Consider the following 21,972-nt stretch of genomic DNA (forward strand, 5'->3'; position numbering starts at 1 on the left):
CATGGGTTATTGCTCCCCCGCTATGAATTCCGCACCCCGCCCGGCCGTTTCCGTGGTTGCGCCCTGTTACAACGAGCAGGACGCGCTGCCAGAGTTCCTGCGCCGGGTCGGCGCCGTCCTGGACGGGATCGGGGGCGCCAGCGAGATCGTGCTGGTCGACGACGGGTCGCGCGATCGCACCTGGGAAGTACTTGCCGCGGCGGCCGGTCGCGATCCGCGGGTCGTGGCGGTGCGTCTGATGCGCAACCACGGCCATCAGCTGGCGCTCACCGCCGGCCTCTCAGTGTGCCGGGGCGAGCGCATCCTGATCATCGATGCCGACCTGCAGGACCCGCCGGAGCTGCTGCCGGAGATGATGGCGCTCATGGACGGTGCTGACGGCAAGGGGGGAGCCGACGTGGTCTACGGCCAGCGTCGCCAGCGCGAGGGGGAGAGCCTTTTCAAGCGCGCCACCGCCGCCGCCTTCTATCGCCTGATCGCCCGCCTGACCGACGTGGAGATCCCGCCCGATGCCGGCGATTTCCGCCTCGTGACTCGCCGCGTGCTCGACCTGCTGCTCGCCATGCCCGAGCGCCACCGGTTCATTCGCGGCATGGTGGCCTGGATCGGTGGCCGGCAGGTGCCGTTGGTCTATGATCGCCACGCGCGAGTCGCGGGCGAGAGCAAGTATCCGATTGCCAAGATGGTCCGCTTTGCCGCTGACGCGATCACGTCCTTCTCCATCGTGCCCCTGATGGCGTCCATGACCATCGGCTGGATCATGGCGGCGCTCGGTTTCGGCTTCTTCCTCTACTCGATCGTGGGTTGGTGGAACGGTCACACGCTGCCGGGCTGGACGTCGTTGATGGCCGCGGTCGGTCTGCTCGGGGGGATGCAGTTCCTGATGCTGGGCATCATCGGCGCCTATCTCGGCCGCCTCTACGACCAGAGCAAGGGCCGGCCCCTGTTCATGATTCGAGACATCGTCGGCGGTCACAACGGGGACCCGCCGTGAGCACGCCCGATCCACAATCCTGGTCGGGCGAGCCGGCTGAGTTCGACGAGTACGCGGCGGAGTACGAGGGCGGTCTCGACAATCCCGTCAAGCGCCTGATGGGCAACTCCCCGGACCAGTTCATCGCCGTGAAGGCGCGCTGGCTGCTCCGCAAGGAACCCTTGCTACGGATCGGCGGACTGGCGGTGCTGGATTATGGCTGCGGCATCGGCAGCCTGATGCGCGTGCTGGTCGGGCTCGGCGGCAAGGGCATGTTCACCGGATGTGACATCTCCACCGGCATGCTGCGCGAGGTCGAGAAGCGCTGGCCGCGCGAGCTGGGCGCACCGCCCGAACTGGCCCCTCAACAGGGCGCCCGCACGCCCTTCGCCGATGCAGCCTTCGACATCGTCATGATCAGCGCAGTCCTGCATCACGTGCCGATCGCGGAGCGGCCGGCGGTCTATGCCGAACTCGGCCGCGTGCTGAAGCCAGGCGGACGCATCTACGTCTTCGAGCACAATCCCCGCAATCCGCTGGTGCGCTACGTCACCGCCCGCACGCCGATCGACCGCAACGCCATCCTCCTCGACGCGGGCGAGGTCCGACACGGCCTGCTCGACGCCGCGCGCTATACCCTCGACACCGACTACCTGATGTTCATGCCGCCCGGCCTGGCCTTCCTGCGCGGTATCGATCCCCTGCTGGCATGGCTGCCGATGGGCGCGCAATATGCCGTCACGGCCCGCAAGGCGGCCTGAGGAGGGGTGGATGGATCGCAAGGCTTTCGAAACCGAACTGAAGCGTGACGGCTACGACGAAATCCTCACCGGCACGACCCAGGGTCCCAAGCACAATGCCGAGCACAGCCATCCCTACGACGTGAAGGCGATGGTGATCGAGGGCGCGATCACGCTCGCCTGGGAGGGCAGGACGCAGACTTTTCGGCCCGGCGACGTCTTCACCATGGCGCGTGGCTGTCCGCATACCGAGACCTTCGGGGCGGAAGGCGCCATGACCCTGGTCGGCCGCAAGCACTAGTGACGAGGACGACGCCCGCCTGGCAGCTGCTGCTCGCCTTCGCGCTATCGCTCTCGACCCTGTGTGTGCTGATCGGCTGGCTGCAGAACGTCCACATCATCAGTTCGAACGGGATGTACAAAAGCATCCAGGCCGAGCCCTGGATCGCCAGCCCGTCGACCGCACGGCTCGATCCGTCGAACTATCTGTTCTTCCCGCTCTATGGCATCAGCGCTCGATTGCTCGATATGCTGGGCATCCTGCGCGGCGTGCCGTGGAAGCAGTTCGCCTATCTCAATGCCTTCTGGGCGAGCCTCGGCACGGTCGTCGTCTACGCCTTCGCGCATCGGCTCTCGGGCAGCGCGATCGTGGCGGCGCTGGCGTCGGTGTTCCATCTGGGCTGCGGCTTCGTCCTGCTGCTGTCGGTCATCAGCGAAGACATCATGCCGGGCTATGTGTTGGTCCAGGCCTCGATGGCGCTGGCCGGACTCTGGTTCGACCGGCCGACATGGAGACGCATCGCGCTCGTCGGCGTGCTGTTCACCCTGGGCTGGCTGATCGAATGGCGGTTGATGTTTCCGACCTTGCCGGCGCTCGTGCTGGCGCTGCTGGTCGCGCCGGAGCCGATGCGGCGACGCCTCGGCCATGTTCTCGTGCTCGTCGCATCGATCCTCGCGACCTCGGGCATCGTGCAGCTCTCGTGGGAAGGACACAACGGCGCCATCGGTCTGCACGACATCCTGTGGACCGGGAAGGGCGTCGCCACCGGCTGGGCGGGCGTCTCGTGGGACAAGGCCTGGATGATGCTGTCGGGCGTCGGCAACTACTTGCTCCTGGTCGGGGGCTTCGTCGATCCGCGATCGGCGCGCGAGGCGCTGGCGCCGCTGTCCTTCTCCGTCCTGCTGCAGGCGGCGATCTTCCTTGCGAGCGTGATCCTGTTGTGGCCGCGCCGGCACGAACCGCGCCTGCGCGCGGTTGCCATCGTCTTCGTCGGCACACTGGGAGCAGGGCAGGTCCTCAATTTTTACTCCCAGCCGCAGGACCCGCAGATGCAGCTCAACGTCATGGCGTGGCTCACCGTGGCCTGGACGCTGCTGCTCGCGGCCCTGCTGCCCTCGCGCCGCGGGGTGGCCATCACGCTTGCGATCCTGTCGTTCGCGCCGTTCGCCTGGAACGTTGCGGCGCTGGCCAAGTGGCGCGGGGACGACACGCGTTGGCTCGCGGCGACGGCGGCCTTGGAGAAACGTTTCCCACCAGACTCCAGCGTCTTCCTCTATTTCGGGTACGAGCCGATCACGACGTGGAAATACGCCCTGTGGAGCCGTACCTGGGATTGGGACAACAAGGTCGCGATCCCGCCGGCGCCGTCCGCCGAGCCGAAGTTCAAGTGGATCGCCGTCAATGCCGGCGCGATCCGACATCCCGGCTGGACGGGACCCGAGCATGCAGCAGCGCTGAAGCGCGACATCGACCTCGCGCTGGACCGCGGCTACCGCGTCGTCGTCTCCGACATGTGGTCATGGCCGCCCGATGTCCTGGCGGCCTATCTCGGCACCGTCGCCGCCTCCGACCGCAGCGACGCGATCTACCGCATGCTGCACGACGACTACCGTGCGACGGAGGCGTTCCGGGATCCGATCGCCGGCGCGTACTACGAGTTGCAGCGTCGCTGAAACGGCGCGCGACAAACTCTGCGCATTGACGGCACACCCGCCGGCCCGTATATCGGCCGCGGGCCACGCTCCCCCACCGGAGTGCATTTCTTCTGTAAGGGAGAATGACAATGACGAAGCCGTCTCTGCGTCCTGCGCGTCCCGATTTTTCTTCGGGCCCCTGCGCCAAGCGTCCGGGTTGGACACCGGAAGTTCTCAAAGATGCCGCCGTCGGGCGGTCCCACAGGTCGAAGCTCGGCAAAAAGAAGATCGTCGAGGCGGTCGACCGCACGCGCGCGATCCTCGGCATTCCGGCCGACCATCGCATTGCCATCGTTCCCGCGTCCGACACCGGCGCTGTCGAGATGGCGCTGTGGTCGCTGCTCGGCGCCCGTCCGGTCGACATGCTGACCTGGGAAAGCTTCGGCGAGGGCTGGGTCACCGACGTGGTGAAGCAGCTCAAGCTCAAGGACACCCGCACGCTGAAGGCGCCCTACGGCCAGATCGCCGATCTCAAGGCGGTCGATTGGACGCATGACGTCGTCTTCACCTGGAACGGCACGACCTCCGGCGTGAAGGTTCCGAACGGCGACTGGATCGCCGACGACCGCGAGGGCCTCGCGATCTGCGACGCCACCTCGGCCGTGTTCGCCATGGACCTGCCGTGGGCCAAGCTCGATGTCGTCACCTGGTCCTGGCAGAAGGTGATGGGCGGAGAGGGCGCGCACGGCATGCTCGTGCTGTCGCCGCGCGCCATCCAGCGGCTGGAAAGCTACACGCCGGCTTGGCCCATGCCGAAGATCTTCCGCCTGACCTCGGGCGGCAAGTTCTCGGAGGCCATCTTCAAGGGCGACACGATCAATACGCCGTCGCTCCTCTGCATCGAGGACGCGATCGACGGCCTGAAGTGGGGCGAGAGCGTCGGCGGCCTCAAAGGCCTGATGGCGCGCTCGGAGGGCAATCTCGGCGTGCTCGAGAAGTTCGTCGAGGCGCGGCCCTGGGCGGCCTTCCTGGCGGTCGACAAGGCCATCCGTTCGAACACGTCGGTGTGCCTCGTGATCAAGGCGCCCTGGTTCACGGCGCTGCCGGCCGACAAGCAGGCCGCGGCCGCCAAGAAGATGGGCGACCTGCTCGAGACCGAGAAGGCGGGTTACGACGTCGGATCCTACCGCGACGCCCCGCCGGGCCTGCGCATCTGGTGCGGGGCTACCGTTGAGAAGGCCGATCTCGAAGCGCTGCTGCCGTGGCTCGACTGGGCCTACGGCGAGATCGAGCAAGAGTTCGGCGCCAAGGCCGCCTGATCCTTCATTGGAGCGCGCCACTCCAGTGGCGCTCAAGAATCATGATTGCGCCACTGGAGTGGCGCGCTCCCCTGACTTGAGGAGTGTTTGTAATGGCCAAGCCCAAGGTTCTCATCTCCGATGAGCTGTCTCCCCGCGCCGTCGAGATCTTCTCGGAACGCGGCTGCGACGTCGATTTCAAGCCGGGTCTGAAGCCGGCCGAGCTGCGCGAGATCATCGGCAATTACGAAGGCCTGGCGATCCGCTCGGCCACCAAGGTGACTGCCGAGGTTCTGGCCGTGGCCAAGAAGCTCAAGGTCGTGGGCCGCGCCGGCATCGGCGTCGACAACGTCGACATCAAGGCCGCGACCTCGCACGGCGTCGTCGTGATGAACACCCCGTTCGGTAATGCCATCACCACTGCCGAGCATGCCATCGCCCTGATGTTCGCCGTCGCCCGCCAGGTGCCGGAAGCCAATGCCAGCACCCAGGCCGGCAAGTGGGAAAAGAACAAGTTCATGGGCACCGAGCTCAGCTTCAAGACGCTGGGTCTGATCGGTTGCGGCAACATCGGTTCGATCGTCGCCGAGCGCGCCATCGGCCTGAAGATGCGCGTGGTGGCCTATGACCCGTTCCTGAGCGACCAGCGCGCCTCCGAGCTGGGTGTCGAGAAGGCGACCCTGGAGCAGGTTCTGGCCCGCGCCGACTTCATCACGGTGCACACCCCGCTCACCGAGCAGACCAAGAACATCCTGTCGCGCGCCAACCTGATGAAGACCAAGAAGGGCGTGCGCATCGTCAATTGCGCGCGCGGCGGCCTGGTCGACGAGCTGGCCGTCCGCGACCTGCTGGTCTCGGGCCACATCGCGGGCGCGGGCTTCGACGTGTTCGTCGAGGAGCCGGCCAAGTCGAACGTCCTGTTCGGTGCGCCCAATCTCGTCTGCACGCCGCATCTCGGCGCCTCGACGGTGGAAGCGCAGGAGAACGTAGCCCTCCAGGTTGCCGAGCAGATGGCCGACTATCTGCTCACCGGCGCGGTCACCAACTCGCTCAACATGCCCAACGTCTCGGCCGAGGATGCACCCAAGCTGGCGCCGTTCCTCGACCTCGCCGAGAAGCTGGGTTCCTTCGCGGGCCAGCTCACCGACACCGACATCAAGGCCGTCTCGATCGAGTTCGAGGGCCAGGTGGCGAAGCTCAACGTCAAGCCGCTGACCCAGGTGGCGCTGATGGGCGTGCTGCGCCCGCAGCTTACGTCAGTCAACATGGTCAATGCGCCGGTGATCGCCCGCGAGCGCGGCATCGAGGTGGCCGAGGTCAAGCACGAGCGCGAGACCGACTACAATTCGATGATCCGCCTCTCGGTCACGACCGAGAAGTACACGCGCTCCGTCACGGGCACGCTGTTCGGCGGCAAGCATCCGCGCATCGTCGAGATCAAGGGCATCGAGATCGACGCCGAGTTCGCGCCGCACATGCTCTACATCACCAACGACGACAAGCCGGGCTTCATCGGTCGCCTGGGCACGCTGCTGGGCGAGGGCAAGGTCAACATCGCCACCTTCCATCTCGGCCGCGACACGCCGGGTGGCTCGGCCATCGCACTGGTCCAGGTCGACCAGCCGATTTCTGCAGAGCTGATGAGCAAGATCAGCGGCATCGAGGGCGTGGTGCAGGCCAAGTCTCTGGGCTTTTAGGCCAGCCCTTCGGCTGCGAAAGCGCTATCGGCGCAGACGTGCTTTCGCGATTGCCTTGGTACTTGCTTACCGGGCACCTCTGCCAGAGGTTGTAGCCTCTCCGATCTTTCGACGAATTGTATGCTGCCGCCCCACCCGGGGCGGCAAACGTCGCTTCGTGACCGGGCTACATTGACGGATTGGGAAAAAGAGGTAAGAAATTCTCCGTATGCGTGCGGAGTGCTGCCCGCATGCTGGACGGTCAAAACGGCCGCCGCGATCTGGTTCTGGGGAGTGCGCCCGCGGTGGAGCGAGTTTTGGATCCGCTCGAGAGCTACAGGGAAAAATGGCGAGAGGCGCCTCGGGGCAGCGATACTGACGGGAGGATCTTCTCGACCGACCTTCTCGCTCTGAGCGACGAGGCACTGGCTGCCGCGTGGGACGAGATGGCCGAGCGTCGCTATGGCGGCGAGATTGGTTGGCTTGGTCCGCTCTACTTCGACACCTTCCGCGGCCGGAACATTATCGAACTGGGTTCGGGTCTTGGTTTTGACGGCCTCCGCTTCGCGGGCCATGGCGCGGCGTGGACCTTCGCCGATATTGTTCCTGACAATCTCGAAGTCATCCGCAGAATGGCATCAATCAAGGGGCTGCAGGACCGGGTCCGCTTTCATCTGATCGGTCCCGACCTTTCGTTCGGCGACTTGCCGCGCGACTACGACGCCATCTGGGTGTTCGGTTCCATCCATCACGTTCCCTTCGACACGGCGCGGCAGGAGGCACTGAACCTGCTTCCACACCTCAAGCCCGGCGGACGCTGGATGGAGCTCGTTTATCCGCGCGAACGCTGGCTGCGCGAAGGAGCGCTGCCGTTCGGCGATTGGGGGCGGCTGACCGACGGCGAGCGCACCCCGTGGGCTGAATGGCACGATGTGGAGAAGGTCCGGCGAAGACTGAGTCCTGCTTCGTTCAGAGCCCTGCTCGACTTCGAATTCTGCTCGCATAATTACCGATGGCTCGATCTGCAACTCGTCGGTGATCAGGGTGTTCCCGATGGTGTCGCAGCATCGAATGCGCCGGACGCGAGCGTGGACCTGACGGATGAGAAGTTGGAGGTCTTTCCGGGGGCGTCTCGCCTGCCACCGTGGACGCGGCGCTGGTCCCTGGCATGTCCGCAAGGCCTGTTCGCTCGTGCGGCGCGGTTGCAGCTTGCATCGGCCCTCGCTCGAGTGGGAAACGCCCGAAACGTCGCCATCGATCTTGAAGTGGAGGTGTCGCGGGGGGCAATCGGCGTTGGCCTCACCGGCGAAGGCGGGGCCTATCTGCCTGCCGCTGAGACCGTAATCGAGAGTTCCGTGGATTCCAGGCTTGTTTGCCTCCGGGCGGTGGACCTCGGGCGCCCGACCAGTATTGTCTTTCGAAACATGCGGGCTCAGGGCCGGAGTCGCTTCAGGGTGAAGACGGCTACTCTCCGCGTCGTCCCTTGAGGCGTACGACCTACACGAGAGACCGGTCCAAGGGAGGAGAGGAATGGCTTACGCGCGCAGCAGGACGTACCGCACCGTGGCGGGTTTCGTCGTTGCGCCGATGATGCCGGCGCTGATCCTCGCCGGTGTCATTTTGGTCGCCGGGGGAGATTCCCAGACGCTGGGCTATGCGGCCTTCGCCGGATACATCTCCTATCCGTTCGCCCTGCTGGTGGGGCTTCCGTCATATCTGGTGATGCGGCGGAAGCACTGGGACGGGGTGCGGGCCTATGCGTACCTGGGCCTGGCGCTGGGCGTCTTCTTCCTGGCCCTCTTCGCCGGCCTGGCGGGCGTCGAAGGGGATGCCGCCGACCCGGCCTGGCTTAACCTGCTGGCCAATCTCGCCTTCCTGTTGCCGTTCGTGCTCGTCTGCGCGGTCGCGGCCACCCTCGCGTTCTGGTTGATCGTTCGTCCTGACCTTCACGGGCCTTAGGGCGGTTCGCCGGTGCCGTCGGTCCAAGGCTTCGGCGGCCTCATGCGGCTATTAGAAGATGTCCGTCGTGCCGCGCCGGATCCGGACGCTAGTGTTTCCGCAGCAACGAGGAGGCGCACCCATGGCCCGTGTCAGCGAGATCGAGGAGGATGGCGGCGATCCCATCCTGAAGGCGGCTTTCGCCCGGCAGCGCGAGATGTTCGGCGGCCTGCTGAACCCGACCAAGATCATGGCGCATTGTCCGCCGATCCTGCGGGCGGCGGGCATGCTGGGCCAGTCGATCGAGGAGTCGGGGCTTCTACCCGAGGGCCTGCCGGCGCTGCTCTATGTGCGTGTCGCGACGATCAACGGCTGTCCGTTTTGAATCGATATCAATTCCAGCCGTGTGCTGGAAACGACGGACGGTGGGATGGAGAAGCTGGCCGAGGTCACGACCTGGCGCGACAGCACGCTCTTTAGCGAAGCCGAGCGTCTGGCCCTCGAATATGCCGAGCGCATTACCTACACCGACCGGAAGGTCGACGACGCGCTGGTCGATGACTTGAAGAAGCACTTCAGCGAGGCGCAGCTCGTCGAGCTGACGGCGGCCATCGCCATGGAGAACTTCCGCTCGAAGTTCAATCCTGCCCTCGGCATTGAGGCCCAGGGCTTCTGCATGGTGCCAAAACGCGGTTAGACTGGGGACAACAAAAAAAGCCGGTGGAAACGATGACCGAGACCGTCCGCTACATCGATCGCACGAGGGGCTACTATCGCGCCCTCGGCTACCCCTCCGACTATGTCTGGTCGCGCTTCGACACGGTGCCGTTCGCGCCTCTCGCCAAGCCCTTGTCGCAGGCGAGGATCGGTCTCGTCACGACGGCAAGTCCGCCCGACCTCGGCAATCGCGATGCGTCCGGCAAGCGGCAGGTCTGGTCGGGTTCGATCTCTCAGGCGCCGGCCAAACTCTTCACCGACAACCTCGCCTGGGACAAGGAATCGACCCATACCGACGACCGGGCCAGCTTCCTGCCGATCGAAGCCGTTCAGCAGTGGGCGGTAGAGGGCGTGGTCGGTGATCTGGCGCCGCGTTTCCACGGCGTGCCCACCGAGTACAGCCAGCGCAAGACGACGGAATTCGATGCGCCGCAGGTGCTGGCGCGATTGCGCGCCGACGGCGCCGACGTGGCGCTGCTTTCGCCGCTTTGACCCGTCTGCCACCAAACCGTGAGTTTGGTCGCCCGCCATCTCGAAACCAACGGAATGCCGACCGTGATCGTCGGTTCCGCGCTCGACGTCGTCGAATATTGCGGCGTGCCGCGCTTCCTGTTCACCGATTTCCCGCTGGGCAATCCGTGCGGCCCGCCGTGGCGGCAGGACCTGCAGCGCACGATCGCGGGTCAGGCGCTGGACCTCCTGCGCGAAGCCGATGGGCCGGGCACCACACGGCGGTCGAATGTGCTCTGGCCGTCCGACGATGATTGGCGCCCGCGCTACGGGCGCGTGAAGCCCGAAGATGTCGAGCGCCTCAGGGAACTGGGCGAGGAGAGGCGGCGCACGCAGGCGCAGTCACGGAAGCCGGGGTAGAGCGGTCCGCCGCCGCTACTCCATCTGGACGTTGAGCTCGCGCAGCTTCTTGCCCCAGAAGGTGTGTTCGTCGGCGACGAACTTGGCGAACTGGGCGCGTGTGCGGTTGGGCGGCATTTCCAGGCCGTCGCGGGCCAGCGCCTCCTCCCACTTGGGATTCTTCATGGCTTCCTTGGTCGCCTTGTCGATCTTATCGAGGATATCGGGCGGGGTCTTGGCGGGCGCGAACAGGCCCTGCCAGCTCGTGACGACCACGTCGATCCCCTGTTCCTTGAGGGTGGGGACATCGGGCAGGGAGCTGATGCGCTTGTTGCCGGTCACGGCCAGCGCCTTGAGATTGCCGCCCTTGACCTGGGAAACGGCAGGCGGCAGCGACGAGAAGTTCATGGTGATCTGGCCGCTGATCACGTCGGCCACCGCAGGACCCGTGCCCTTGTAGGGGACGTGGGTGATCTTGACCCCGGCCGCTTCCGCGAACAGTGCGCCGGCCAGGTGATTGTTTCCGCCCACGCCCGACGACGAGAAGGTGAGCTTCTCGGGATCCTTCTTGGCCAGGGCCACCAGCTCGGCGGCGTTCTTGGCCGGGACCGAGTTCCCCACCACCAGCACGTACTGATAGTCCGTGATCTGGCAGATCGGCGCCAGAGAGGCGAGGGTGTCGATCATGCCCTTCTGGACGTGCGGGTTGATGATCACATTGGTGCCGACCGCGACGAACAGGGTCTGACCGTCCGGCTTGGCGTTGGCGACCGCGCGCAGGCCGATCGAGCCGGCGGCACCGCCCTTGTTGTCGATGATGATCTGCTGCCCGATGACCGGCGTCATGACATGCGCCAGCTCGCGGGCGTTGATGTCCGTGCTGCCGCCTGCGGCGTAGCCGACAACGAAGGTGACCGGACCGCTCGGCCAGTTGGCCTGGGCACGCGCGGCAGACGGCAGGAGCAGCGACGAGCCGCCGAGTGCCAGGGCGTGGCGGCGGGTGATGGGGAACATGTTTCTTCCTCCTGTGGCGCGCGCGGTTCATCCGCGCCGCGCAACCTCAGTTTGCCGTCAACTTGAGGCCAATTCGTCCGGCCGGCAAGCCAGCGCCTAGTTCTTCCCCGCGACGTAGCGACCGGCGCCGTCGCCCGCGAGCTTGCCCAGCACGGCGCCCGAGACCAGGCCCGTGCCGCCGGGATAGTTGTGATAGAACAACCCGCCGACCAGCTCGCCTGCGGCGAACAGGCCCGGGATCGCATGACCGTCCGTGTTCTCGACCTCGCCCTCGTTGCTGATCTTCAACCCGCCGAAGGTGAAGGTGAGGCCGCAGGTCACGGCATAGGCTTCGAACGGCCCCTCGTCGATCGTGTTGGCCCAGTTGGTCTTCGGCACGGCAAGCCCGCGCGTGCCGCGGCCGTCCTTGATCGCCGGGTTGAACGGCACCTCGGTCATGACGGCCGCGTTCCATTCCTTGATGGTCTTCAGGAACTGCTGCTCGTCGACGCCTTCCAGCTTCTTCGCCAGCTCCTCGATCGTATCAGCGCGGACCTTGGTCATGCGCTTGATGCGGTATTCGTCGCGCAGCTTGTCGAGCACCTTCGAATCGAAGATCTGCCAGGCAAACTGCTGCGGCTGGGCCAGGATCACCGCGCCGTACTTGGCGTACGTATAGTTGCGGAAGTCGGCGCCCTCGTCGACGAAGCGCAGGCCGTTGGCGTTCACCATGATGCCGAGCGGGTAGGAGTGCTTCTGGAAATTGTCGCCGACATCGAGGTCGCCGAATTCAGGCGCGTTCATGTCCCAGCCGACGGCGTGGCCGCCCGACCAGTTGCCGTGCGGCTTGGCGCCGATCGCCAGCGCCATGTTGATGCCGGCACCGGTGTTGAAACGCGTACCGCGCACCTTGGCGAGATCCCACGTCGGTCCGAGATAGCGCGTGCGCATCTCGGCGTTGCTCTCGAACCCGCCGCAGGCCAGCACGACCGCCTTGGCGCCGATCCTCACCTTGCGGCCCTTGTGGCGGGCGATCACGCCGCGCACCACGCCGTCTTCCTCGATCAGCGATACCGCCGCCGTCTCGTAGTGGATGGGGATGCCGGCCTTCACAGCGGCCTTGTGCTCGAGGTCGACCAGGCCCGGCCCGCCGCCCCAGGCTTCGACCGCGAGGCCGCCCCAGAACTTGTACTTGCCGTTCACCTTGAAGGCCTGGCGCCCGTAGGAGGGCTGGAAGCGCACGCCCTTGGAGCGCATCCACTTCATCGTCTCGAAGGACCGGCCGATCAGGATGTCCGTCAGCTCGGGATCGCAGCGATAGTTGGTCACCCGGCCCATGTCGTCGAGATACTGGTCGGCGGTGTAGCTGCCGAAATCGACGTCGCGTTTCTCGTCCTCGGTGAGGTCGTAGAGCTGCACCAGGTCGTCGACGCCGTGGAACACCACGCGCATGGCGCCGGCCGTATAGGTGCTGTTGCCGCCGCGCTCGGCCTCGGGGGCGGCCTCAAGCATGGCGACCGACGCGCCCGTCTCGCGCGCCGCCAGGGCCGCGCACGCCGCGGCATTGCCCGCACCAACAACCAACACATCGACTTGAAAATCGTCCACGCCTCGCTCCTCACCTGACCGGGACCCCACCCAGAGGAGCGGCCCGGAAGGGCCGCGTCTCGAAGGGGGGCGACGAGCGAAGGGCTCGTTCCCATGCTTCGAGACGCCCGCTGCGCTCGCTCCTCGGCATGAGGTCAATGGCGTTCGTATAGCGCGTTTTACCTTCGCCCGAACTGCTCTAGAATAAGCGCAATGGGTGATCGTTTCGACCGTCTTGCAGTCCGGCATGCAAATGTCGAGGTGCTGCTGCGCCGTCCCGGCATCGGGCACAATAACGGGCCGACCTTCGACATGTCGTGGGAGGCCTGGGTGTGGCGCCGTGCCGCCGCCAAAGCCTGGAAGACGCCCAAGCCCGAAGTGGCGATGATGCGCCTGAAGCGCGCCGAGCGGCTGGGGATCACTTACCGTGAACTCACCTTGGTGATCATGGATTCGGGCGCCCATCTCAGTGCGGCTGTCATCCCGTTGTCGCTGGCAGCCCGTGTCCGCCGCGGTCCGAACCGCGAAATCATCGTCGAGCCGCGCAATTCCGTGGCCGCGCTGGTGGCGAAGTTCCGGGGCCGGCTGTTCGTGCTGGGCGACATCGACGCCGTCCCGGGCCTGTCGGACGAGGAACGCGAAGGCTTTCTGCCGGTCCTGAACCGCGCCTTCGACGGCAAGGTGGAAGCCGTCGGCTGGGGCCATGACGGGCCGGCCATCCGCTCGATGCTGAAGGCCAATGCGCTGCCGCACCAGGAGGCCTTCCTGGTCGGCGCCGGCATGGGGCACCGTGTCCTCGCCGAGGCGGCCGGCCTGCCGCTCACCAAGGATATCGATACGTGGCTCGCCCCTGCAGGGTGAGGTATCTGATGGGGCATGACCTCATCGTTTGAACCGCCCCTCAAGGGCGTACGCGTCGTAGAGCTCACCCACACCATCCTCGGGCCGTCCTGCGGCATGATCCTGGCCGATCTCGGGGCCGAAGTGATCAAGGTCGAGCCGGTCGACGGCGATCGCACGCGCAAGCTGCGCGGCTTCGGCGCCGGGTTCTTCGGCTACTTCAATCGCAACAAGAAGAGCCTGGCGCTTGACGCCGATTCGCCCGAGGGCCGCAAGGTGCTGGTGAAGCTGCTCGAAAAGGCCGACGTGCTGATCGAGAACTTCGCGCCGGGTTCGATGGCCAAGCGCAAGCTCGGGCCGGCGGATCTCGAGAAGATCAACCCGCGCCTCGTCTACTGCGCCCTCAAGGGGTTCCTGCCGGGGCCCTACGAGAAGCGGCCGGCGCTCGACGAGGTCGTGCAGATGATGGGCGGGCTTGCCTACATGACCGGCCCGAGCGGCCGGCCGCTGCGCGCCGGCACCTCGGTGATCGATATCGTCGGCGGCATGTTCGGCGCCTTCGGCACGGTGCTGGCGCTGAAGCAGCGCGACCGCACCGGGAAGGGCGGGCTGGTCGAGAGCGCGCTGTTCGAGTCGGTGGTGTTCCTGATGGGGCAGCATCTCGCGATCACGGCGATCAACGGTGCCGCGCCGCCGCCGATGCCGGAAAGGGTGAGCTCGTGGGCGGTCTACGAGATTTTCAACACGGCCGACGATCTGCAGGTCTTCGTCGGCATAACCAGCGACGGCCAGTGGAAGCGCTTCTGCGAATTCTTCAAGCAGCCCGGGCTGGCAGCAGACCCGAAGCTCGCCACCAACAACCTCCGCATCGAAGCGCGGCCGTGGCTGGTGCCGAAGGTCGCCGCAGTGTTCAAGGCCTATACCAAGGACGCGCTCGAGCAGATGTGCCTCGATGCCGATATTTCCTTCGCGCCGGTCGCGCGGCCGCAGGACCTGTTCGATCACCCGCACCTCTTGGCCAACGGCTCGCTGGCGCCGACCACCCTGTCGGGCGGCGTGCAGACCCGTCTGCCGCTGCTGCCCTTCCAGATGATGGGCTGGCGGCCGCCGCTCGTCTCCAATCCGCCGGAGATCGGCGAGCACAATGACGAGGTGCTGGCGGAGATCGGTTACGACGCGGCGGGCATCGACAGGCTGAAGACGGCGGGGCTGCTCGGACCCAAATAGGCGCGCGACGAGGCACGCTTCAACAAGACCTCGTCAGAGTCTTCCGACGTCTTCCAGCGAGCGCACGATATGGTCGTGCAGCCGGCGGGCCGGGGCGCTGAGGCCGCGCGCGGCGAGCAGGGCGATCTCGGTGTCGTGCAGGTCGGGTAGCATCGAGCGCCGTTCGACCACGGTAAAGCCAGTGGGCACCATGTCCTTCGGCAGTACGGTGACGCCAAGGCCGGCCTTCACGGCGGCGTGCTGGCCCGCCAGGGAGGCACAGCTGTACGCGACCCGCCAGCGGCGGCGCGCCCGATTCAGGGAATCGGTGGCGCGCTTGCGGTAGACGCAGGGCGGCGGCGAGACGACGAGGGGCAGGGGGCCCTCCTCGGGCAGTGCCAGTTGACCGGCTGCGACCCAGACCAGCGGCTCGCGCCATACGCGAACGCCCCGGTTGGAGCGCTCGGGCTCGCGCTTGACCAGCACAAGGTCGAACGCGCCCTCGCGGAAACGCTCGAGCAGGGTGAGCGTGAGATCGCACGTCACTTCGAGTTGCACGGCGGGATAGGCTTGGGCGAACCGGGCCAGGACCTGCGGCAGGTAGCTGGTCGCAAAATCCTCCGGCGTGCCCAGCCGCACCGTCCCGGCCAGCACTGGCTGGGCGAGGCTGGCGACCAGTCGATCGTTCAGCTCGAGCATCTGGCGGGCATGGGGCAGCAGCGCGTCGCCCTCGGCCGTCAGGCGGACGTGCCGCGTCGCGCGGTCGAGCAGGCGTTTGCCGAGACTGTCCTCAAGGCGCTTGATCTGGAGGCTGAGAGTCGACTGGCGGCGCAACAGTGTTTCGGCGGCGCGCGTGAAGCTGCCGAGGTCGCTGACCGTCACGAAAGCACGCAGGAGATCGACGTCGAGGTTCTGTAGCCGCGCCATGATTCATCAATTTCCATGAATAATTCGTCGCCAACTATCAATTTCCGGGTCAAGCCGCCACCGCCTAATGGAGGGCACCGAAAAACGCCGAGGCCCCCATGTCCTTCTTCGATCTCGCCGGCCAGAACATCCTCTCGCCGATGGTGCTGTTCTTCGTGCTCGGCGCCGCCCTCAGCCTTGCCCGCTCCGACCTCTCCATTCCGGGTTCGGTGGCGAAGCTGCTGTCGCTCTACCTGATGATGTCGATCGGCTTCCGCGGTGGCGGCGAGGTCGCCCATCATGGACTCTCCGCGACCTTGGCGGCCGCGCTGGCGGCAGGCGTGACGCTGTCCTTCGCCATCCCGTTCGTCGCCTTTGCGCTCCTGCGCGCCGTCACACGGCTCGCGGTTCCCGATGCGGCATCGGTGGCCGCCCATTACGGCTCGATCTCCGCCGTCACGCTGGTCGCTGTCACCAGCGCCCTCGGGCAACTCGGGATCCCTTTCGAGGGCTACATGATCGCCGTCGCCGCGGCGATGGAGACACCGGCGATCCTGAGCGCACTCTTGCTCGCGCGGGGCGGACAGGCGCGGGGGCGGGGAAGCGAGTTGGTCCGCGAGATCCTGCTGAACGGCGCGGTCGTCATGCTGCTCGGCTCGTTCCTGATCGGCATCGTCACCGGCGACCGGGGACAGGCGCTGCTAAAGCCTTTCCTGGTTGATGCCTTTCCCGGCTTCCTCTGCCTGTTCCTGCTCGACATGGGGCTGGTGGCCGGTCGGGGCCTGCGCGACGAACGGCGGTTGCTGTCCTTCCGGCTCGCGGTGTTCGCCGTCGTCATGCCCCTGATCGGCGGCACGTGTGCGGCGTTGCTGGCGCCCTGGATCGGATTGTCCACGGGAGGCATCGCGGTGTTCATCACTCTCGCAGCCTCGGCCTCGTACATCGCGGTCCCGGCGGCGATGCGGCTCGCCCTGCCGCAGGCCAGGGCAGCGATCCCGCTCACGCTCTCGCTCGGCGTGACCTTCCCGTTCAACCTGTTGCTGGGGATACCCCTCTACATCTCCGTGGCGCGCGCGATCGGCGGATAGCGAGGCCGAAAGCCCGGGTTTTATCCACAAGGCCAGACGAGAACATTCATCGAACTAATGTCAAGAACATTAGTTCGGTCAGGGGCTTATTGTTCCGTTGCTGGGTGGAACAAAATGGGTACATTGGCGCCATCAGACATTCGAACCTGAGGCGGACTTATCCGCATTGCCGCTCCTGACAGGGGCATGGGAAGAAGGAGAAAGCCAATGTCGGCGATGCTCAAGGTGGTCGAAAAAGAAGGCATGGAAAGCAAGAACAAGGCGCTGGACGCCGCTCTCGCCCAGATCGAGCGCGCTTTCGGCAAGGGTTCCATCATGAAGCTGGGCCAGCGCGAGGCGCTGGAAATCGAATCGATCTCGACCGGCTCGCTGGGCCTCGACATCGCGCTCGGCATCGGCGGCCTGCCCAAGGGCCGCATCGTCGAGATTTACGGTCCGGAAAGCTCGGGCAAGACGACGCTTGCCCTGCACGTCATCGCGGAAGCGCAGAAGAAGAGCGGTTCCTGCGCCTTCATCGACGCCGAGCATGCGCTCGATCCGGGTTATGCCAAGAAGCTGGGCGTCGACATCGGCAACCTGCTGATCTCCCAGCCCGACGCGGGCGAGCAGGCGCTCGAGATCGCCGACACGCTGGTGCGCTCCGGCGCCATCGACGTACTGGTGATCGACTCGGTGGCGGCCCTCGTGCCGCGCGCCGAACTCGAAGGCGAGATGGGTGATTCGCTGCCGGGCCTGCATGCCCGCCTGATGAGCCAGGCGCTGCGCAAGCTTACCGCCTCGATCTCCAAATCGAACACGCTGGTGATCTTCATCAACCAGATCCGCATGAAGATCGGCGTCATGTTCGGCAGCCCCGAGACGACGACGGGCGGCAATGCGCTGAAGTTCTACGCCTCGGTCCGCCTCGACATCCGTCGTATCGGCGCGCTCAAGGACAAGGACGAGGTCGTCGGCAATGCCACGCGCGTCAAGGTCGTGAAGAACAAGGTGGCGCCGCCGTTCAAGGTCGTCGAGTTCGACATCATGTATGGCGAGGGCGTGTCCAAGAACGGCGAGTTGATCGATCTCGGCGAGAAGGCCGGCGTCGTCGAGAAGTCGGGCTCCTGGTACTCCTATGACGGTACCCGCATCGGCCAGGGCCGCGAGAACGCCAAGAATTATCTCCGGGAGCACCCCGAGGTCGCCAATGCGATCGAGAACAAGGTGCGCGCCAATGCCGGCATCCTCGCCAACGTCCTGATGGACGGCGGTAAGGAAGACGACGACGACGAGGAATAGCGGACCCCGATCCCCTGTCTCCGGGTCCCTAAGGGCGGTACCGCACCCCACGCGCGGTACCGCCCATTTTCTTTGGGCGCCCCTGGCGCCCAAAGAAAATGGGCGGGGCGGGCGGCAGCGCCTGCAAGCGGCTTGGTGACAAGCCGCGAGGCGCGAGAGCCCGCAGGGTTCAGAATAGACACGAGCGCCGACACAAACCCTTTCAAGGGCGCCTGGTGGACATCCCCTTCAGGAACCGCTGGATCCACTCCGGCCCCGTTCGCCGGGCACCGACCTTGGGCCGGCGTTTCGCCCAATCCATCAGCAGCGCCAGCGGAAACCACTCCTCGCGCTCGTCCTGCAGACCGCGAGCCGCCAGCGAGACCTTGGGAACCGGCACGGGCGTCACGCCTTCCTGTTCGGGCCCAGCACACAGTTCGGCCGGCGAGGTGACGAGATATTCGCGGCACACCAGCGGCCTGTCTGGATGAATGGAGCAGCTCTCCTCCTCGAGGAACGGGCAGGGGATGCCCAGCGCGAAATAGGCGGTCGACAGCTCCCGGTCGGGGCGCCCCTTGCGTTCCTTGAGGTCGGCCGCGGCGAGGGCAGCCTCGGCGGCGGCGAAACGGCCGTCCAGCACGGCACGCCGCTCCGCCGGCAGGGCCGCCACTGTCGACAGCAGGCGTTCAGCCTCCGTGCGCGAGATCGGCACGAGCTGGCGGCAGCAGGCCCCGCACCCCTTGCGGCAGGAGATGGCCTTGCCGGCCTCGGCGGCCGAAACCACGGCGTTCACCAGCCCCTGCAGAGCCGGCACGACGTCCGCCGCCGGCACCGGCCCGCTCGGTACGGTGATCGGATGGACGATCCGGAGGTCGCCCACGGAGAGGCGAAGAGTGGCGGTAGAATGGGCCTCGGCGGCCATTTCCCCTGGGTTCCCTGTTCTGGACTTGACGGGCTGGCGCACGCTACAAGGCCGGCATGCAAAGCGTCAGCGAAATCCGTCGTACCTTCCTAGAGTACTTCCGCAAGAACGGCCACGAAGTCGTTGAGTCGAGCCCTCTGGTGCCGCGCAACGACCCGACGCTGATGTTCACGAACGCCGGCATGGTGCAGTTCAAGAACGTCTTCACCGGCCTGGAGACGCGCTCCTACTCGCGGGCTTCGACCTCTCAGAAGTGCGTCCGCGCCGGCGGCAAGCACAACGACCTCGAGAACGTGGGCTACACCGCCCGCCATCACACCTTCTTCGAGATGCTGGGCAACTTCTCGTTCGGCGACTACTTCAAGGAGCACGCGATCGAGCTGGCCTGGAACCTTCTGACGAAGGATTACGGCCTGCCCAAGGAGAAGCTGCTGGTCACGGTGTTCCACACCGACGACGAGGCGGCCGGCCACTGGAAGAAGATCGCGGGCCTCTCGGACGACAAGATCATCCGCATCCCGACGTCGGACAATTTCTGGGCGATGGGCGACACCGGCCCCTGCGGCCCGTGTTCGGAGATTTTCTACGATCATGGCGAGGGCATCCCCGGCGGCCCGCCGGGCAGCCCCGAGCAGGACGGCGACCGGTTCATCGAGATCTGGAACCTGGTCTTCATGCAGTTCGAGCAGGTGACCAAGGAAGAGCGCGTCGCACTGCCCAAGCCGTCGATCGACACCGGCATGGGCCTCGAGCGTCTCGCGGCCGTTCTGCAACACAAGCACAACAACTACGACATCGACCTGTTCCGCGCCCTGATCGAGGCGGTGGCGCACGAGACCGGCGTCGATCCGGACGGCAAGCAGGGCGCGTCGCACAAGGTCATCGCCGATCACCTGCGCGCGACCTCCTTCCTGATCGCCGACGGCGTGCTGCCGTCGAACGAGGGCCGTGGCTACGTGCTGCGCCGCATCATGCGCCGCGCCATGCGCCATGCCCATATCCTCGGCGCGCAGGACCCCGTGGTGTTCAAGCTGGTGCCGACCCTGGTGCGCGAGATGGGCGATGCCTATCCCGAACTGTCGCGCGCCCAGCCGCTGATCACCGAGACGCTGAAGCTCGAGGAGACGCGCTTCAAGAAGACGCTGGGCACCGGCCTGAAGCTGCTCGAGGACGAGACGAAGGAGCTGACGGCCGGCGGCACGCTCAAGGGCGAGGTCGCGTTCAAGCTCTACGACACGTTCGGCTTCCCGCTCGATCTCACGCAGGACGTGCTGCGCGCGCGCGACATCAAGGTTGACACCGACGGCTTCGAGAAGTCGATGGACGAGCAGCGCGCCAAGGCGCGGGCGGCCTGGGCTGGCTCCGGCGAAACCGCGGACCAGGCGATCTGGTTCGACGTCCGCCAGAAGGCTGGCGCCACCGAATTCCTGGGCTACGACACCGAGCGCGCCGAGGGCCAGATCAAGGCCATCCTGCTCGACGGCAGGGAAGTCCAGGCCCTGAAGGCCGGCCAGACCGGCTGGATCGTGACCAACCAGACGCCGTTCTATGCTGAGTCGGGCGGCCAGCAGGGCGATGCCGGCCGTCTGGTGAGCGGCGCCAACGAAGCGTCGGTCGCCGACGTCCAGAAGATGGTGGGCGATCTGCATGCCCATCACACCACGGTCGAGAAAGGCGAGCTCAAGGTCGGCGACGATCTGGTCATGACCATCGACCCGATCCGCCGCGCCCAGCTGCGCGCTCATCATTCGGCGACCCACCTGCTGCACGAGGCGCTGCGCCGCCATCTCGGCAAGCACGTCACACAGAAGGGCTCGCTGGTGGCGCCCGACCGGTTGCGCTTCGACATCAGCCACACCAAGGCGATCTCGGCCGAGGAGCTGCGCCGCATCGAGGACGAGGTGAACGACCGCATCCGCCACAATTCGGCTGTCGAGACGCGTCTCATGACCCCGGACGAGGCCATCGCCGCCGGCGCCATGGCGCTGTTCGGCGAGAAGTATGGCGACGAGGTGCGCGTGCTCACGATGGGCGGCGATGCCGACGTCCCGGGCGGCGAGAAATATTCCGTCGAGCTGTGCGGCGGCACGCATGCAAGGCGGACCGGCGACATCGGCCTGTTCAAGATCGTGGGCGAGGGCGCGGTTGCGGCCGGCGTCCGCCGCATCGAGGCGCTGGCCGGCAATGCGGCCGAGGCGCATGTCCGCCACCAGGCCGATCTGCTGGCCGAAGCCGCGGCGACCTTGAAGGTACGGCCCGAGGATCTGCCGGCTCGTCTGGCGGCGCTGGTCGAGGGCCAGAAGAAGATCGAGCGCGAACTGTCGGATGCGCGCAAGTCGCTGGCCCTGGCCGGCGGCGGTTCGGGCGGCGGGTCCGCGGCCGACGAAGTGCGCGATGTCGGCGGGATCAAGCTGATCGGTCGCGTGCTGAACGGCGTGCCGGGCAAGGACCTCAAGGGCATGGCCGACGAGTTCAAGAAGAAGCTGGGCTCGGGTGTTGTGGCCTTGATCGGCGTCGAGGACGGCAAGGCCTCTGCCGTGGTGGGAGTCACCGAGGATCTCGCCAAGACGCACAGCGCGGTCGAGCTGGTGAAGGCGGGCGTGGCCGCGCTGGGCGGCAAGGGCGGCGGTGGCCGGCCCGACATGGCGCAGGGCGGCGGTCCCGACGGGGCCAAGGCGTCCGACGCGTTGAAGGCCATCGAGGCGGCCCTGGCCGGTACCCCATGAAGCTCGCGATCGCCCTCGTTCTGGCGGCGGCGGCGATGTCGGCCTGTGCGCCGCGGGACTTCAGCAAGGAAGGCAGCGACGCCGAGCAGTTCACCAAGGACCAGTCGCAGTGCCGGACCCAGGTCCGCGCGAGGACCCAGCAGGACCGCGACATCGACGACCAGCGCCGCGCGATCTTCTCGGGCGAGCGCGAGCGCTTCGGCCAGCAGGAGCTGTACTCCGACATGGCCAACCAGGGGTACAAGTACAATTACGAGCGCCTGATGGCGCGGTGCATGGAAGCCCGCGGCTGGGCCCCGAAGCAGAACGGGCCGATTCCCATGCCCAAACTGTCCTGGTGAG

Annotated in this window: 22 protein-coding genes; 18 read left to right on the forward strand and 4 right to left on the reverse strand. The window is 66.3% G+C overall.

Going from position 1 to position 21,972, the window contains the following annotated elements:
• Positions 1-52: 52 nt before the first annotated feature.
• From ACO07I_RS26890 to ACO07I_RS26945, 12 genes are all read left to right on the forward strand, one after another.
• Complete coding sequence (locus ACO07I_RS26890) at positions 53-994, forward strand: glycosyltransferase family 2 protein (RefSeq protein ID WP_422012927.1); 942 nt, start codon at positions 53-55, stop codon at positions 992-994.
• The gene (locus ACO07I_RS26895) at positions 991-1,734 is read left to right on the forward strand and encodes a class I SAM-dependent methyltransferase (protein WP_422012929.1); all 744 of its coding nucleotides are present in this window, start codon (positions 991-993) and stop codon (positions 1,732-1,734) included. The genes ACO07I_RS26890 and ACO07I_RS26895 overlap by 4 nt, the downstream gene beginning before the upstream one ends.
• Positions 1,735-1,744: 10 nt before the next feature.
• Positions 1,745-2,014, forward strand: coding sequence for a cupin domain-containing protein (locus tag ACO07I_RS26900; protein ID WP_422012931.1), 270 nt, complete (start codon positions 1,745-1,747; stop codon positions 2,012-2,014).
• Positions 2,014-3,666: a hypothetical protein gene (locus tag ACO07I_RS26905; protein ID WP_422012933.1), complete on the forward strand. Its 1,653-nt coding sequence runs from the start codon at positions 2,014-2,016 to the stop codon at positions 3,664-3,666. The genes ACO07I_RS26900 and ACO07I_RS26905 overlap by 1 nt, the downstream gene beginning before the upstream one ends.
• Before the next feature lie 104 nt (positions 3,667-3,770).
• The gene (locus tag ACO07I_RS26910) at positions 3,771-4,946 is read left to right on the forward strand and encodes a phosphoserine transaminase (protein WP_422012935.1); all 1,176 of its coding nucleotides are present in this window, start codon (positions 3,771-3,773) and stop codon (positions 4,944-4,946) included.
• Positions 4,947-5,038: 92 nt separating this feature from the next.
• The gene (gene serA, locus ACO07I_RS26915) at positions 5,039-6,622 is read left to right on the forward strand and encodes a phosphoglycerate dehydrogenase (protein WP_422012937.1); all 1,584 of its coding nucleotides are present in this window, start codon (positions 5,039-5,041) and stop codon (positions 6,620-6,622) included.
• Positions 6,623-6,852: 230 nt separating this feature from the next.
• Positions 6,853-8,088: an SAM-dependent methyltransferase gene (locus ACO07I_RS26920; RefSeq protein ID WP_422012939.1), complete on the forward strand. Its 1,236-nt coding sequence runs from the start codon at positions 6,853-6,855 to the stop codon at positions 8,086-8,088.
• Positions 8,089-8,131: 43 nt separating this feature from the next.
• Positions 8,132-8,560 (forward strand): hypothetical protein, encoded by a 429-nt coding sequence (locus tag ACO07I_RS26925; protein WP_422012941.1) that lies wholly within the window; start codon positions 8,132-8,134, stop codon positions 8,558-8,560.
• A gap of 121 nt (positions 8,561-8,681) precedes the next feature.
• Positions 8,682-8,924, forward strand: coding sequence for a hypothetical protein (locus tag ACO07I_RS26930; RefSeq protein ID WP_422012943.1), 243 nt, complete (start codon positions 8,682-8,684; stop codon positions 8,922-8,924).
• A gap of 45 nt (positions 8,925-8,969) precedes the next feature.
• Positions 8,970-9,236: a carboxymuconolactone decarboxylase family protein gene (locus ACO07I_RS26935; RefSeq protein ID WP_422012945.1), complete on the forward strand. Its 267-nt coding sequence runs from the start codon at positions 8,970-8,972 to the stop codon at positions 9,234-9,236.
• 32 nt (positions 9,237-9,268) lie between these two features.
• A complete protein-coding gene (locus tag ACO07I_RS26940; RefSeq protein ID WP_422012947.1) occupies positions 9,269-9,748 on the forward strand; it encodes a hypothetical protein in 480 nt (159 codons plus the stop codon).
• Positions 9,749-9,802: 54 nt separating this feature from the next.
• On the forward strand, positions 9,803-10,126 hold the full coding sequence (locus tag ACO07I_RS26945) for a hypothetical protein (RefSeq protein ID WP_422012949.1): 324 nt from the start codon (positions 9,803-9,805) through the stop codon (positions 10,124-10,126).
• Between the two features lie 15 nt (positions 10,127-10,141).
• Here the strand turns inward: ACO07I_RS26945 and ACO07I_RS26950 are convergent, their stop codons facing one another.
• Together ACO07I_RS26950 and tcuA are read right to left on the reverse strand one after the other, a co-directional pair.
• Positions 10,142-11,119 carry a Bug family tripartite tricarboxylate transporter substrate binding protein gene (locus tag ACO07I_RS26950; RefSeq protein WP_422012951.1) on the reverse strand — a complete coding sequence of 326 codons (978 nt, stop codon included), beginning with the start codon at positions 11,117-11,119 and terminating at the stop codon, positions 10,142-10,144.
• Positions 11,120-11,215: 96 nt separating this feature from the next.
• Positions 11,216-12,706 carry an FAD-dependent tricarballylate dehydrogenase TcuA gene (tcuA, locus tag ACO07I_RS26955; RefSeq protein ID WP_422012953.1) on the reverse strand — a complete coding sequence of 497 codons (1,491 nt, stop codon included), beginning with the start codon at positions 12,704-12,706 and terminating at the stop codon, positions 11,216-11,218.
• 192 nt (positions 12,707-12,898) lie between these two features.
• On the opposite strand from tcuA, the gene ACO07I_RS26960 reads away from it, so the two are divergent.
• The gene (locus ACO07I_RS26960) at positions 12,899-13,546 is read left to right on the forward strand and encodes a hypothetical protein (protein ID WP_422012955.1); all 648 of its coding nucleotides are present in this window, start codon (positions 12,899-12,901) and stop codon (positions 13,544-13,546) included.
• 15 nt (positions 13,547-13,561) lie between these two features.
• Positions 13,562-14,752, forward strand: coding sequence for a CaiB/BaiF CoA transferase family protein (locus ACO07I_RS26965; RefSeq protein ID WP_422012957.1), 1,191 nt, complete (start codon positions 13,562-13,564; stop codon positions 14,750-14,752).
• Between the two features lie 33 nt (positions 14,753-14,785).
• On the opposite strand, the gene ACO07I_RS26970 is transcribed toward ACO07I_RS26965, so the two are convergent.
• Positions 14,786-15,658, reverse strand: a complete 873-nt coding sequence (locus ACO07I_RS26970) for a LysR substrate-binding domain-containing protein (protein WP_422012959.1) — start codon at positions 15,656-15,658, stop codon at positions 14,786-14,788.
• A 98-nt stretch (positions 15,659-15,756) separates the two neighbouring features.
• On the opposite strand from ACO07I_RS26970, the gene ACO07I_RS26975 reads away from it, so the two are divergent.
• Together ACO07I_RS26975 and recA are read left to right on the forward strand one after the other, a co-directional pair.
• The gene (locus ACO07I_RS26975) at positions 15,757-16,725 is read left to right on the forward strand and encodes a sodium-dependent bicarbonate transport family permease (protein WP_422012961.1); all 969 of its coding nucleotides are present in this window, start codon (positions 15,757-15,759) and stop codon (positions 16,723-16,725) included.
• A gap of 207 nt (positions 16,726-16,932) precedes the next feature.
• Positions 16,933-18,003: a recombinase RecA gene (recA, locus tag ACO07I_RS26980; protein WP_422012963.1), complete on the forward strand. Its 1,071-nt coding sequence runs from the start codon at positions 16,933-16,935 to the stop codon at positions 18,001-18,003.
• 202 nt (positions 18,004-18,205) lie between these two features.
• On the opposite strand, the gene ACO07I_RS26985 is transcribed toward recA, so the two are convergent.
• Positions 18,206-18,862: a YkgJ family cysteine cluster protein gene (locus tag ACO07I_RS26985; RefSeq protein WP_422012965.1), complete on the reverse strand. Its 657-nt coding sequence runs from the start codon at positions 18,860-18,862 to the stop codon at positions 18,206-18,208.
• A gap of 98 nt (positions 18,863-18,960) precedes the next feature.
• Here ACO07I_RS26985 and alaS point away from each other — a divergent pair, with 98 nt between their 5' ends.
• Together alaS and ACO07I_RS26995 are read left to right on the forward strand one after the other, a co-directional pair.
• Positions 18,961-21,630, forward strand: a complete 2,670-nt coding sequence (gene alaS, locus ACO07I_RS26990; protein ID WP_422012967.1) for an alanine--tRNA ligase — start codon at positions 18,961-18,963, stop codon at positions 21,628-21,630.
• Positions 21,627-21,971 carry a hypothetical protein gene (locus ACO07I_RS26995; protein ID WP_422012969.1) on the forward strand — a complete coding sequence of 115 codons (345 nt, stop codon included), beginning with the start codon at positions 21,627-21,629 and terminating at the stop codon, positions 21,969-21,971. Before alaS ends, ACO07I_RS26995 begins: the two co-directional genes overlap by 4 nt.
• The last annotated feature ends 1 nt before the right edge of the window (position 21,972 follow it).

Source organism: Reyranella sp. (assembly GCF_965227665.1).
Lineage (GTDB): Bacteria > Pseudomonadota > Alphaproteobacteria > Reyranellales > Reyranellaceae > Reyranella.